Here is a 14,163-nt window from a genome sequence, read left to right as displayed (position 1 = left end):
CCGCCGAAGAAAAATGTACGGCGTCTGACCTGAGGTTAGATCGCGTTGGCCAGGGTTGCCGGGCGACGAGACAACAGGCTCGCCACCACGAAGCTGATCAGGCCGACAGCCAGGCTGTAGTAGATCGGGGTGTTGGCATCCAGGCCGTCCTTGAACATGAACGCCAGCGCGGTGAGGAAACCCAGGCCCATGCTGGCGATGGCGCCGGCGGTGGTCGCGCGTTTCCAGAAGATCGCCCCGATCAGCGGGATCAGCATGCCGCCCACCAGCAGGTTATAGGCCAGGGTCAGGGCGCTGATCACGTCGTTGACCACCAGGGCGATGCCCAGGACCACGATGCCGGTCAGCAGGGTGAACAGGCGGTTGATCCCCAGGCTCGACTGCTTGCCGCCACGCAGCTTGGGCAACAGGTCTTCGGTCAGGGTAGTGGAAGCGGCCAGCAGGCCGGCGCTGGCGGTGGACATCATGGCGGCCAGGGCCGCGGCGATCACCAGGCCACGGATGCCGTCCGGCAGGGAGGCTTTGACGATGGCGGCGAAGGCGTTGTTGACGTTGTCCAGGTCCGGCAGCAAGACATGCGCGGCCATGCCGATCAGGGCGCAGGCCAGACCGTAGAGGATGCAGTAGAAACCGGCGACGGTGCCTGCGTATTGCGCGACTTTTTCGGTCTTGGCGGTGAACACCCGTTGCCAGATGTCCTGGCCGATCAGGATGCCGAAGAAGTAGATCATGAAGTAGGTGACGATGGTGTCCCAGCCGATGGTGGTGAAGCTGAAGCTGGACGCCGGCAGCTTGGCCACCAGTTCATCCCAGCCGCCGACGCGGTACAGGCAGATCGGCAGCAGAATGAACATCAGGCCGACGGTCTTGATCACGAACTGGACGATGTCGGTCAGGGTCAACGACCACATGCCGCCGATCGCCGAATAGATCACCACCACGCCGCCGCCCAGCAGCACCGAAATCCAGAACGGCAGGCCGAACAGCACTTGCAGCACGGTGCCGATGGCGAGGATCGAGGTCACGCCGATCATCAGCGCATAGGCCAGCATGATCACCGCGCTGGCCTGGCGGGCCATCGGGTTGTAGCGTTTTTCCAGGACCTGGGTAACGGTGAAGATCCGCAGCTTGAGCAGCGGCTTGGCCAGCAGCAGGTTGAGGGCGATGATGCCCAGGCCCAGCGCCGCGCACAGCCAGAAGCCGGAGATGCCGTGGACATAGCCCAGGCGCACGGTGCCGACGGTGGAGGCACCGCCCAGCACGGTGGCGGCCATGGTGCCCATGTACAGGGTCGGGCCCAGGTTGCGGCCGGCTACCAGGTAGTCCTCGTGGGTCTTGGCCTTGCGCATGCCGTAGTAGCCGAGCACCAGCATGCCGGCGGCGTAGATGAGTACGACGAATAGATCTAAAGCCATGATGGCGTGTCTCCGATTGTCTTTCTTATAGTGGCGTCCCGTAGGCGCGAGGCTTGCCGCGATCAAGGCGACGGGGTCTGGGCCCGTCGTGTGGGGCGTGATCGCGGGCGAGCCTGCCGCTACAGGTCATGCATGGGTCAGGCGGTTTCGCGCATGACCGGTTTACCGAGCGAATCCGTGCTCTTGCTGCGTGGATCGTTGGGGCCGTAGACCGCGGCCGGTTCCGGGAACAGGTTGAGCAGGGCCAGGTACACCAGCGAGGCCAGGCCCAGGGTCACCGGCAGGCTGATATCGATGCCGTCGGCCAGGTTGCCCAGTGGACCGACGAACTGCCCGGGCAGGTTGACGAAGCACAGGCCGACCAGCGCGCTGGGGATCCAGGCCCCCAGGCCACGCCAGTTCCAGCCGTGCTGGAACCAGTAGCGGCCACCTTGCTCGCCACGGGTGAAGACTTGCAGGTCGTCCGGGCAGTAGAAGCCGCGACGCACCAGCAGGCCGATCAGCATGATCACCATCCACGGGGTGGTGCAGGTGATGATCAGCACGGCGAAGGTCGACACGCTCTGCACCAGGTTGGCGGCGAAGCGCCCGATGAAGATGAAGGCGATCGACAGCACGCCGATCAACAAGGTCGCCTTGACCCGCGACAGCACCCGCGGGAACACGCTGGACATGTCCAGGCCGGTGCCATACAGCGAGGTGGTGCCGGTGGACATGCCGCCGATCACCGCGATCAGGCACACCGGCAGGAAGAACCAGCTCGGCGAAACCGCCAGCAGGCCGCCGACGTAGTTGTTGGCGGCGATGTAGTCGGGCGCCTTGATCGCCACGATGGTGGCGGTGGCCAGGCCGAACAGGAAGGGAATCAGGGTGGCGATCTGCGCGGCGATCACCGCCAGCATGATCCGGCCTTTCGGCGTTTCGCGGGGGATGTAGCGCGACCAGTCGCCGAGGAACGCACCGAAGGAAATCGGGTTGCTCATGGCCACCAGCGCGGCACCGATGAAGGCCGCCCAGAAACCCGCCTGGCCGAGGGCCACGGTCCCGGCGAACTGGCTGTCGAAGGCCGGCGCGAAGGCGAAGATCCCCAGCAGGAACAGCAGGCTCGCCGCCCAGACGGCAATGCGGTTGACCCACAGCATGAAACGGAAGCCGTAGATGCACACCGTCAGTACCAGGATCGCGAACAGGCCGTAGGCCAGGCCCAGGGTCAGGTCGGTTTCCGGCAGGTCGACCAGGCGCTTGGCGCCGCCCACCAGGGCGTCCCCCGAACTCCATACGGAGAGGGAGAAGAAGGCGATGGCGGTCAGCAACGACAGGAACGAACCGACGATCCGCCCGTGCACGCCGAAATGCGCACCGGAAGAGACGGCGTTGTTGGTGCCGTTGATCGGCCCGAACAGGCCCATCGGCGCGAGGATCAATGCCCCCAGGATCACGCCCAGCACGATCGCCCAGACACCCGCCTGGAAGGACAGGCCGAACAGCACTGGGAAACTGCCGAGCACGGCGGTGGCAAAGGTATTGGCGCCGCCGAAGATCAGGCGAAACAGGTCGCTGGGCCGGGCGTCGCGTTCATGGTCGGGGATCTGTTCGACCCCGTTTGTTTCGATGCTGCTAAGGCTTTTTTCTTTGTTGTTGTTATTCATGATCTGCTCCGATCACAAAGGCGCGCTCGTCGTGTGTGAGCGTCACCTGTCTGGCTAGCTTCTGTACGTAAACTGCCTGCGCGTCGATCATGCTGCGTTAAAAACAGGCTCGGAATGCTCATGTAGGCCCCTACACTCCGCTTCCTCGCCTGTTTTTGCCTTGCCTGATCGCCGCTCGGCGACTTTCCGTACAGAACCTAAGGGGGTGGCAGCCCTTCCGGCATTGCGGACAAATGTTCGTGGCAGGCCAGCCATAGGCCTTGTTGTTGTGTGCCGGACCCTTGTTTGCAAAAAACAATGGTCTCGCGCTCCTGGCTGAAGTGTTGCTCCCCTTGCATGCGCAGCTCGGTGGCGACGTCATGAATAAATACCGCGGTGTCCCCCTGCAGGCTGACAAACGCGTTGCTCGAAGTGCAGGACAGCACCTCGAAGCCGTCCTCGCGGCGCCAGCTGTCCCACAGCGCCTGGTAGGCGTCGCGGGACAGCAGGGGCTGGGCGAGGGTGTGGAAGACGAAGCTGGCGTCGGTGCTGAACGCACCGAAGTAGGCTTCGCGATCGTTACGGGCAAAGGCCGCCACCAGTTCGGCGGCGGCTTTGAGGACCTGCTCGCGCTCGCTCATGGCCGGGCCTCAGCGACGCGCCACGCCCGGCAGCACGCAGAGCATTTCGTACAGCAGGTTGGCGCCCAGCAGCGAGGTGTTGCCGGTGGTGTCGTACGGTGGCGAGACTTCTACCAGATCGCAGCCGACCAGGTCGAGGCCCTGGCAGCCACGGACGATCTCGATCGCCTGGATGGTGGTCAGGCCGCCGATTTCCGGGGTGCCGGTGCCTGGCGCCCAGGCCGGGTCGATGCCGTCGATGTCGAAGCTCAGGTACACCGGGCCGTCGCCGACTTTCGCCCGTACTTCGGCCATCAGTGGGTCCAGCGACTTGTGCCAGCACTCTTCGGCCTGTACCACGCGAAAGCCCTGCTTGCGGCTCCAGTTGAAGTCTTCGGCGGTGTAGCCCTGGGCGCGCAGGCCGATCTGCACCACGCGGTCGCAGTCCAGCAGGCCTTCTTCGACGGCGCGGCGGAAGGTGGTGCCGTGGGCGATCTTCTCGCCGAACATGTGATCGTTGACATCGGCGTGGGCGTCGATGTGCACCAGGCCGACCTTGCCGTGTTTCTTGTGGATGGCGCGCAGGATCGGCAGGGTGATGGTGTGGTCGCCGCCCAGGGTCAGGGGGATCACGTTGTGCTCGAGGATGCCGTCGTAGGCTTCTTCGATGATGCGCACGGCGTCCAGCAGGTTGAAGGTGTTGATGGCCACGTCGCCGATGTCGGCCACGTTCAGCGAGTCGAAGGGCGCGGCGCCGGTGGCCATGTTGTACGGACGGATCATCACCGATTCGGCGCGGATCTCACGGGGCCCGAAGCGGGTGCCGGCGCGCAGCGAGGTGCCGATGTCCAGCGGTACGCCGACGAAGGCGGCATCCAGGCCGGCCGGGGTAGGCACATGGGGAAGACGCATCATGGTGGCGATGCCGCCGAAGCGCGGCATTTCGTTGCCGCCCAGTGGTTGGTGGAGAATCTTGTCCACGGGATTGGCCTCATCGTTGTTTTATTTATGGGGTTTGTGGCGCGGCGATGACTGCCGGCGAAACCGCGTGGGGCCGATTCTGCGAAATGCAGTGGGCGGGAAGAATCGCTACGGGCAAATACTTAGTTCAGATTTTTCTAAACTAATGCTGGGCGTAAAGGATAGACTTTGGCCTCTGCGAGCGCGGCGTTGTTCACGCCGAGCAGGTGGCGCCCACGCCTCGCTCGTGCTTCTGCAGGAGCGAGGCTTGCCCGCGATTGGCCGCACAGCGGTCATAATCGGCGCCGCGACGCTGTTCATGAAGGAACGCCAATGAGGTCTGGATGACCCTGACACCCGATCCCCGTTGTCGATTTTCCTTGTGGAGCTCCCATGGCCAACGCTTTACCTGATCTGAAACTATTGCGCATCTTCGTCAGTGTGGTGCGGCATCAGGGGTTCGCCAATGCCCAGCACGAACTGAACCTCTCCACGTCGGCCATCAGCACCTACATGAGCCAGCTCGAGTCGGCCCTGGGGCTGGTCCTGTGCCACCGTGGCCGCGGCGGTTTCAGCCTGACCAGCAAGGGCGAGCTGTTCCATCAGGAAACCCTGCGCCTGCTGGGCGAGCTGGAGGGTTTCGAGCAGTACGCCGCGGCGCTCAAGGGCGAACTTCGCGGCACCCTCAACCTGGGGGTGATCGACTCGACGGTGAGCGACAAGGCCCTGCCGTTCGCCGAAGCCATCGGCGCCTACAGCCAGGAACACCCGGCGGTGCATTTGCACCTGTCGGTACTCAGCCCCTACGAATTGCAGCTCGGCGTGCAGGACAACCGCCTGGACCTGGCCATCGGTGCGTTCTCCACGCGCATGAGCGGGCTGGTGTACATGCCGCTGTACCGCGAGCAGCACTGGCTGTATTGCAGCAGCCGGCACCCACTGTTCAACGAGCGGCGCATCCCCGAGCAGGTGATCACCCAGCAGCGCATGGTCGGCCGTGGCTACTGGAGCCAGGCCGAACTGGCGCGCCATGGCTTCAAGCACAGCGCGGCGACGGTGGAGAGCATGGAGGCGCAGCTGATCCTGGTGCTGTCCGGCGCCTACATCGGCTACCTGCCGGAGCATTACGCCCAGGCCTGGGCCGACAAGGGCGATTTGCGCGTGCTGCTACCGGCGACCTTCGGCTATCAGGCGCCGTTTTCGATGATCGTGCGCCGTGGGCGCAGCCGCGAACCGTTGATCCAGACGTTCCGCGACCTGCTCAAGGCGCAGCTCAATCAGGCCTGAGGAGGCGCCCATGTCGAGAATTCAATGCCCGCGTTGCCTGCGCCCGAAAACCCATTGCCTGTGCCCGCTGATTCCACGGCTGGACAGCCGCACCCGGATCCTCCTGTTGCAGCATCCCAGTGAAGTGAACCACGCGCTGAACACCGCGCGGCTGGCGGCGTTGGGGTTGAACAATGCCGAGTTGATCGTTGGTGAGGTGTTTGCCGATCTGCCGAAGTGGTTGAACTGTCCCGGCTATCAGGCGCGCCTGCTGTTCCCGGCGGAGGACGCGCAGCCGTTGCAGGCTTATTCCAGCGTGCCGGACGAGCAGCCCTTGCTGCTGGTGGTGCCCGATGGTACCTGGCGCAAGGCGCGCAAGTTGCTGCACCTCAATCCGCCGCTGGCCGCGTTGCCGCGAGTGACCCTGGCCGCAGGCGCGGTGTCCCGTTACCGGCTGCGCAAGGCGCCCGGGCCGGGGGCCCTGTCGACCATCGAGGCCATCGTCCAGGCCCTGCAGGTCCTGGAGGCACCCGCCACGTTCGCGCCATTGCTGAAGCCCTTCGAAGCCTTGATCGACGGACAGATCGCGGCAATGGGCGAAGACACCTACCAACGTAACCACCAACAGACAAAAGACCTGTAGCCGCTGCCGCAGGCTGCGATCGACCGCGAAGCGGGCACCGATCCAGGCGGCGTGGTTTTTCAGGAGGTATGCGGCGTCAGGCCCAGGGGCCGCTGCGCGCCCCGGCGCAGCCTGCGGCAGCGGCTACAGGTCGGGTGTATCAGCGCTCGCGCATCGCCTCGGTGCGCGCCTTGAGCACCGGCTTGAGCAGGTAGTCGAGCACGCTTTTCTCGCCGGTGATGATGTCTACCGTGGCGACCATGCCGGGGATGATCAGCAGCGGCTTGAGGTCGCCGCCCAGGTGGTTCTTGTCGGTGCGCACCTGGATCAGATAGAAACTGTTGCCCTTGTCGTCGGCGATGGTGTCGGCGCCGATCAGTTCCAGCTTGGCGCTCAGGCCGCCGTAGATGGTGTAGTCGTAGGCGCTGAACTTGACCATGGCTTTCTGCCCGGGATGGAGGAAGGCCACGTCCTGTGGCCGCACCTTGGCCTCGATCAGCAGGTTGTCTTCCAGCGGCACGATTTCCAGCATGTCGCTGCCCGGCTGGACCACGCCGCCGATGGTGTTGACCTTGAGCTGCTTGATCACCCCGTGCACCGGCGAAGTCACGGTGGTGCGGGTCACCCGGTCGTCGATGGCGATGCTCGAGGCAGTGATTTTCGACAGGTCGGTGCGTTTCTCGTTGAGTTCCTTGGCGGCGTCGGAACGGAAGCCCTGTTCGGACTCGTCGATCTTGCTCCTGATTTCGTTGATCGCCGATTCCGCCCGGGGAATGGCCAGGGTCGTGGCATTCAGCGAGCCGCGGATTTCCACCGCGCTGCGTTTGAGACGCAGGATCTCCACCGGTGACACCGCGCCGGTACTCACTAGCGGCGCCGACATGTTCATCTCCTGGTTGAGCAGGGCCAGGCTGGAACTGAATTGCCCCTGTTTCGAACGGAATTCCGCCAGTTCCTGGGTCTTTTGCCGCAGCTGTTCGCTCAGGGTCCGCTGTTCGCTGGCCAGGCGGCGCTGGCGCTGTTCGTACAGCGAGCGTTCGTCCTCCGCCACCTGGGGCGCCTTGGCCACCACCTCGTCGGACGGCTTGAACGGCCGGCCCTCGGCTTCGGCCGACAGGCGTTCGACCTGGGCCATCAAGGCATAGCGGTCGGCCTCGCTTTCGCCCTTGTTCGACAGGAAACGCGTGTCGTCCAGGCGCAGCAGGGTGTCGCCCTTGTTCACCATCTGCCCTTCGCGCACGAAGATCTCGGTGACGATGCCGCCTTCCAGGTTCTGCACCACCTGCACCTTGCTCGACGGGATGGCCTTGCCTTCGCCGGTGGTGACTTCCTGAAGCACCGCGAACTTGGCCCAGAGCAGGGCGCTGATGAGCAGCCCGGTGGTCAGCCAGACGACGATGCGCGAGCCGCGGGGCGAATCCTGCAGCGAGGCGCCGGCGGTTTCGGGCATGAACTCGCTTTCCGCGCTTTTGCGCAGGCTGGCGAAGTAGCCGCGTGATTGCGATGAGGCAGGCATGGGGCGACTCCTAGACCGCCGCAGAGCCGACACGGCCCTTGCGCAGTGCATCGATGACCGCTTCTTTCGGCCCGTCGGCGACGATCCGCCCGTTGTCCAGGACCACCAGCCGCTCCACCAGGCTGAGCATCGAGGTGCGGTGGGTCACCAGCAGCAGGGTCTTGCCCTGTACCCAGGCGTGCAGGCGCTGGCGCAGGGCGTCTTCGCTGCTGTTGTCCATGGCGCTGGTGGGTTCGTCCAGGAGCAGGATCGGCGGGTCCAGCAGCAGCGCCCGGGCCAGCAGCACGGCCTGGCGCTGGCCGCCGGACAGCAGCTGGCCACGCTCGCCCACCGGCCGGTCGAAGCCCTGGGGATGCTGGCGGGCCAGTTCGGTGACGCCGGTCAGCTCGGCGACCTCGAGCATGCGCGCATCGCTGATGTAGCGAGCGCCGAGGGTCAGGTTGTCGCGCAGGCTGCCGGCCAGCAGCGGCAGGTCGTGGGCGACATAGCCGATCTGCTGGCGGAGGTCGGCCACGTCCAGTTGGCGCAGGTCCAGGCCGTCCAATAGCAACTGGCCTTCCTCGGGGGCATAGAACCCCATGACCAGGCGCCCCAGGGTGCTCTTGCCGGAGCCGCTGCGGCCGATGATGCCGATGCGTTCGCCGGGCTGCATGCTGAAGCTGATATTGCTCAGGGCCGCGGCATTTTGCCCCTGATAACGGAAGGTCACCTGATTGAGCGCCAGCGCGCCTTGCAGTTGCGTGCGCTCCAGCGGGCGCTGGCGGGCATCGCGTTCCTGGGGCAGGGCCATCAGGGCGTCGGTGCTGCGCATGGTCAGTTGCGCCTGCTGGTAACGGGTGATCAGCCCGGCGATCTGCCCCAGCGGCGCCAGGACCCGGCTGCCGAGCATGTAGGTGGCGACCAGCGCGCCGACGCTGAGGTTGCCGGCGATGATGCTGTAGACCCCGGCGACTATGGTCGCCATGCCGCAGAACTGCTGGATGAACAGGGTGCCGTTGGTGGCCAGGGCCGAGAGATTGCGCGCGTGGCTGTCGAGGCGGGTGAGGGCGCCGTGGGTGCTTTCCCATTTGTGCTGGCGTTCGCTTTCGGCACTGCAGGCCTTGAGGGTTTCCAGGCCGCCGAGGGTCTCGATCAGCAGCGCCTGGCGTTCGGCGCCCAGGCTCAGGCTCTTTTGCACGGTGTCGCGCAGGCGGGCCTGGATCAGCATGGCGAAGACGATGGTCAGGGGAAACGCCAGTAGCGGGATCACCACCAGCCAGCCGCCGAGCAGGCCGATCACCAGCAGCATCAGCACGGCGAAGGGCAGGTCGATCAGGCTGGTCAGGGTCACGGCGGTGAGAAACTCGCGCAGGCCCTGGAAGTCATGGATGCTCTGGGCGAAGCCGCCGATGGTCGCCGGCTTGGCTTTCATCGCCATGCCGGTGATGCGCTCGAACAGGGTGGCGGAGAGGATCACGTCGGTGCGCTTGCCGGCGCTGTCCAGCAGATGGGCGCGCACCACCCGCAGCACCAGCTCGAAGCCGGTGCCGATCAACAGGCCGATGGCCAGCACCCAGAGGGTCGAGGTGGCCTGGTTGGGCACCACGCGGTCGTAGGTCTGCATGACGAACAGCGGCACCATCAACCCCAACAGGTTGATCAGCAGGCTGGCGAGGATCGCGTCGCTGTACAGCCAGCGCGAGAGTTTCAGGGTGTCGCGGAACCAGGCTTCGACCCGCGGCACCAGGGAATTGCGCAGTTCTTCCAGTTCGTGGCGTGGCCGGGCGAACAGCGCCTGGCCACTGTAGTCATCGTTCAGCTCCGCCTGGCTGACCCACTGCTCGCCGCCTTCGGCTTCGCTGGGCAGGATCAGCGCCTGGCCGTCATCGCCCCAGCGGCGCAGGACCGCGCAGCGGCCATGCTTGAGGATCAGCAGCACCGGCAGGTTGAGCTTGGAAATCGCCGACAGCTCACGACGCAGCAGCCGGGCCTGCAGGCTGGCGCGGGCCGCGGCGCGGGGCAGCAGGTCCAGGCTCAGGCGTTGCTGGGCCAGGGGCAGCCCCGCGCTGAGGCTGGCCCGGCTGACGGTGCAGTCGTGCAGTTTGCAGAGGATCAACAATCCGTCCAACAACGGGTCATCAAAGCTCAGGCGCGGATCGACGCCTGAGCTCCCGGGTTCCATGCTGGTCACATTGAAGTCCTCCGAGGACTTAACGCATCTCAGGCAGACGGGCGTCGCTCTTCACTTCGGTCTGGGCGATCGCTTCGGCTGGCACCACGACTTTTTCCTTGTTCAACAACTCGCCCATGTTCGCCAGCACGCGATACATCGAGAACTCCTCGGTGTAGCGCACCTCGGTGTAGCGGCGGTTGGCGTTGTACAGCTCGTTTTCGCTGTCCAGCAGGTCGAGCAGGGTGCGCTGGCCGAGACCGAACTGGTCCTGGTAAGCGGCCCGTACGCGGGTGGTGGTTTCAGCGTATTCGCGAGCGGTGGGGGTCTGCTTCTTGGCGTTGAGCATGGCGTTCCAGGCCAGGGTGATGTTCTCGTTGAGCATGCGCAGCGCGTTGTTGCGGATGTCCATGGCCTGGTTGATCTTGTGCGCGTCCGATTGCAGGCGGGCCTTGTCGCTGCCGCCGCGGAACAGGTTGTAGTTCATCACCACGCCCACCCGCCATTCATTGTCGTGGCCCTTGTCGCCCTGCACGTTGTCGTTGGCGCCCACCGCGGCCTCGGCATCGAAGCGTGGGTAGAACGGCGACTTGGCGACCTCATACTGGCTCTCGGCCGCTTGCACGTCGGCCTGGGCCGATTTCAGGTAGGGGTTGTTCTCCAGCATGCTCTGCCGGGCATCCGGCAGGCTGGCGGGGATCTCGCCACGCACCGAAGGCAGGCTTTCCAGTTCGTCGGGCATACGGCCCACGGCGCTGAAGAAGTTGGCCTCGGCGTCGGCCAGGTCGACCTGCGCCGTGTCGTAGTTGTTTTCCGCCAGGGCGCGACGGGCCTTGGACTGATCGAGGTCGGCGGTGCTGCCGACGCCGCGTTCGCTGCGCAGGCCGATCTGGTCGTTGACCCGCAGGTGCGCCTGCAGGTTGTTCTTGGCCAGGGTCACCAGTTCGCGGCGCTTGAGCACGTCCAGGTACACCTCGATGGTGCGCAGCGCCAGGCTCTCGGCGGTGCCACGGGTGTAGTAGGCCCGCGAGTTGGAGACCGACTGGGTACGCCCGACTTCATTGGCGGTATTGAAGCCGTCGAAGAGCATTTGCCGCAGGCGCAACTCCGACTGGGTATAGGTCAGGGTCTCGGTGTGATGGTTGCCCAACGAGCGCGTGGTGGTGTTGTCGCTGTAGCCACGGCCATAGGCAGCATTCAGGTCCAACGATGGATAGAAGCCCCCTTTGGCGACCTTGACGTCCTCATCCGCCGACAGACGGTTGTTCTGGCTCGCGCGCAGTTCCGGGTGGTTGTCCAGCGTGCTTTGAATCGCCTCCGTCAGAGACATGGCTTGGGCCTGATGAATGCAGGCCATGGCTAATAAAATCGCGCTACTGAGGGGGGTAAAAACGCGCATGAGGTACATCTCCCTGGTCCATGTATGGTGCTTTGCAGTCGCCAAAAAAATGACGAAATTTGTAGGTCAAACCGTTTCAGGCTTGTAACAACAGAGCTAAGAACATCCTGAGCGCAAGCTAAGAAGAATTTCTCATAAGCCTTATGCTGAAAAAAACTTATGCACTCTGTGAAATCCAGCACATTGTTCAGTTCGCAAGCCCCGTATTTATAGGCTCTAGGGAGCTTTTCAGGGACTTGAAAAGGTTCAACAAAATTTGCGACATAGGGCGGAAGAGGAGCGGTGGGGAGGGTGCGATACGGATTTCAGTGCGACATTTTTTTGTCACTCGCAGTGTTTGAATCTGTGTCGCGACTTTCGCGGGAGGGCTGTCCGAAGCCTGGATGCGTTTGATTGCATTCGGTTTTACCTTCGGCAGAAACAGCAGGCCAGCGAGGGACGAGCGAGAGGGAAGGCCGGTGCGCAGGTTCGACTGAGCAAAAGTCAGCGGACCTTCAGGCTGGCGTTTCCCGTCGGTGACCCGATAACGCCATAGCACTTTTCCGTGCAACCAGATGCCGATAGCGGTCGGCAGCGGAGGAAGTGCTCATGGCTAGGTTAATCGGTGTCGTCAGTAAGGTAATCGGGCAAGTGGTAGCGGTCGCGGCGGATGGCAGCCGGCGCGTTCTGGTAGAGGGCGATCGTCTGTTTGCGGGGGATCAACTGGTGACCGGTGCGCAGGGCGCGGTAGCCGTGCATCTGCAGAACGGCCAGGAACTGACCCTTGGGCGCGACAGCAGCCTGCAATTGACCCCGCAACTGCTGGCGAACCAGGCGCCCCATGTGCAGGCTCCTGAAGTCGTGACTCCCAGCGAGGCGCAACTGACCGATGTCGAGCAACTGCAGAAAGCCATCGCTGCCGGCGCCGACCCGACGCAGACCGGCGAAGCCACCGCGGCCGGCCCCGGTGCTACGGGTGGCACCCCCGGCGCCCTGGGTGGCGGGCATACCTTTGTACTGCTTGAAGAAGTCGCGGGTCGGGTCGAGCCGATCATTGGTTTCCCCACCGCGGGCTTCAACGGCATCCCTGAGTTCGTGCCTGAGCGGATTGCCGCGGTACCGCCTGGCGACGACGGCGGTATCGCGCCGCCACCCCCACCGAACAACCCGGTCACCCTGGGCGGCCTGTCGGTCGCCAATGGCGAGTTGACCCTCAGCGAAGCCAATCTGCCCCAAGGCTCGGCGAGCAATCCTGCGGCGCTGGTGCAGAACGGTACCTTCAGTGTCTCCGCCCCCGACGGACTGCTCAGCCTCAGCGTGGGCGGGATCGCCGTGGTCAGTGGCGGGGTGGCCGCCGGCTTTCCGCAGTCGATCACCACTGCCCTCGGCAACATCCTGACCATCACCGGTTTCGATCCTGCCACGGGTACGGTCAGCTACAGCTACACCCTGGTCGGCAACGAAATCCATTCCGCCGCCGACGGTGCCAATAACCTGAGCGAACATTTCACCGTGGTCGCCAGCGACAGTAATGGCGATTCGGCGAGCAACTCGCTGGATATCAATATCACCGACGATGTGCCCCAGGCGTTCAACGACAGCAATGGCGTCGCTTCGGAAAGCCAACTGACCCTGAGCGGCAATGTCCTGACCAACGATGTGCAAGGCGCCGACCGGGTGCCCAGCGGACCGATCATCGCCGGTACCTTCAATGGTACCTACGGCACTCTGGTGCTGGCGGCCGACGGTACCTATACCTACACCCTGCACCCTGGTGATTCGGCGTTCCTCGCCCTCCAGGGCGGCGGAAGCGGCACCGAGACCTTTACCTACACCCTGACCGATGCCGACGGCGACAGCAGCACCGCCAACCTGGTGTTGCAGGTGCACAACAATGACGACACGGTGGTGATTCAGGGCCTCAATGCCGAAGGCGGCGAAGTCACGGTCTACGAGAAGAACCTGGCGGACGGCAGCAGCCCGGATGCGGGCGCGTTGACCCAGAGCGGCACCTTCACCGTGACCGCGCTGGACGGCCTGCAGACCCTGACGGTGGGCGGGATCAACGTGGTGACGGGCGGCGTGGCCGCGGGCTTCCCGCAATCGGTGACCACGGCCCTGGGCAACACCCTGACCATCACGGGCTACAACGCCGCCACCGGGGTGATCAGCTACAGCTACACCCTGGCCGACAATGAGGCCCACCCGACAGCCAATGGCGCCAACAGCCTCAGCGAACACTTCAATGTGGTGGCGACCGATGTCGATGGCAGCACCGCCAGCGGTTCGCTGGATGTGAATGTGGTGGACGACCTGCCAACGGCAGTCGATGACAGCAATGGCATTGCCTCGGAAAGCCAGCTGGTGCTCAGCGGCAATGTGTTGACCAACGACGTGCAGGGCGCTGACCGCGTACCCACAGGCCCAGTTACCCCTGGCACCTTTACGGGCACCTACGGCACCCTGGTCCTAGCGGCCGATGGCACTTACACCTACACCCTCAACACTGCGGACGCCGACTTCAAGGCGCTGCACGGCAATGGCAGCGGTACCGAGACCTTCGCCTACACCCTCACCGACGCCGACGGCGACCCGAGCACCGCCAACCT

10 protein-coding genes are annotated in these 14,163 nt (G+C 64.4%); 3 read left to right on the top strand and 7 right to left on the bottom strand.

From position 1 onward, the window contains the following. Positions 1–35: 35 nt before the first annotated feature. The 4 genes from CRO75_RS03985 to speB form a co-directional block, all read right to left on the bottom strand. Entirely contained in the window at positions 36–1,415 is a 1,380-nt protein-coding gene (locus CRO75_RS03985; RefSeq protein WP_097134490.1) for a sodium:solute symporter, read from the bottom strand. Positions 1,416–1,552: 137 nt separating this feature from the next. Further along, positions 1,553–3,064 (bottom strand): cytosine permease, encoded by a 1,512-nt coding sequence (locus CRO75_RS03980; protein WP_092418030.1) that lies wholly within the window; start codon positions 3,062–3,064, stop codon positions 1,553–1,555. A gap of 197 nt (positions 3,065–3,261) precedes the next feature. Then, positions 3,262–3,684 carry a nuclear transport factor 2 family protein gene (locus CRO75_RS03975; RefSeq protein ID WP_062823289.1) on the bottom strand — a complete coding sequence of 141 codons (423 nt, stop codon included), beginning with the start codon at positions 3,682–3,684 and terminating at the stop codon, positions 3,262–3,264. Positions 3,685–3,693: 9 nt separating this feature from the next. Next, on the bottom strand, positions 3,694–4,644 hold the full coding sequence (gene speB / locus CRO75_RS03970; RefSeq protein WP_007920678.1) for an agmatinase: 951 nt from the start codon (positions 4,642–4,644) through the stop codon (positions 3,694–3,696). A gap of 372 nt (positions 4,645–5,016) precedes the next feature. Here speB and CRO75_RS03965 point away from each other — a divergent pair, with 372 nt between their 5' ends. After that, on the top strand, positions 5,017–5,910 hold the full coding sequence (locus tag CRO75_RS03965; protein WP_007920680.1) for a LysR family transcriptional regulator: 894 nt from the start codon (positions 5,017–5,019) through the stop codon (positions 5,908–5,910). Positions 5,911–5,920: 10 nt separating this feature from the next. Next, the gene (locus tag CRO75_RS03960) at positions 5,921–6,532 is read left to right on the top strand and encodes a DTW domain-containing protein (RefSeq protein WP_097134489.1); all 612 of its coding nucleotides are present in this window, start codon (positions 5,921–5,923) and stop codon (positions 6,530–6,532) included. A gap of 139 nt (positions 6,533–6,671) precedes the next feature. Here CRO75_RS03960 and CRO75_RS03955 read toward each other — a convergent pair whose 3' ends face one another. Genes CRO75_RS03955 through CRO75_RS03945 form a run of 3 tightly spaced genes read right to left on the bottom strand, consistent with a single transcriptional unit; the run spans position 6,672 to position 11,575 of the window. Beyond that, positions 6,672–8,027: an HlyD family type I secretion periplasmic adaptor subunit gene (locus CRO75_RS03955; RefSeq protein ID WP_097134488.1), complete on the bottom strand. Its 1,356-nt coding sequence runs from the start codon at positions 8,025–8,027 to the stop codon at positions 6,672–6,674. A gap of 10 nt (positions 8,028–8,037) precedes the next feature. Next, the gene (locus CRO75_RS03950; protein WP_097134487.1) at positions 8,038–10,197 is read right to left on the bottom strand and encodes a type I secretion system permease/ATPase; all 2,160 of its coding nucleotides are present in this window, start codon (positions 10,195–10,197) and stop codon (positions 8,038–8,040) included. A gap of 19 nt (positions 10,198–10,216) precedes the next feature. Beyond that, positions 10,217–11,575, bottom strand: coding sequence for a TolC family outer membrane protein (locus tag CRO75_RS03945; RefSeq protein ID WP_097134552.1), 1,359 nt, complete (start codon positions 11,573–11,575; stop codon positions 10,217–10,219). A gap of 588 nt (positions 11,576–12,163) precedes the next feature. Between CRO75_RS03945 and CRO75_RS03940 the strand changes: the two genes are divergently transcribed. Further along, on the top strand, positions 12,164–14,163 hold a 2,000-nt coding region (locus CRO75_RS03940; RefSeq protein ID WP_143503889.1), incomplete at its 3' end, for a retention module-containing protein.

The sequence above is a fragment of the Pseudomonas sp. LAMO17WK12:I10 genome (assembly GCF_900215185.1).
Classification (GTDB): domain Bacteria; phylum Pseudomonadota; class Gammaproteobacteria; order Pseudomonadales; family Pseudomonadaceae; genus Aquipseudomonas; species Aquipseudomonas chlororaphis.
Note: the sequence above shows the minus strand (reverse complement) of the source record. Positions and strands in the feature narration are given on the sequence as shown.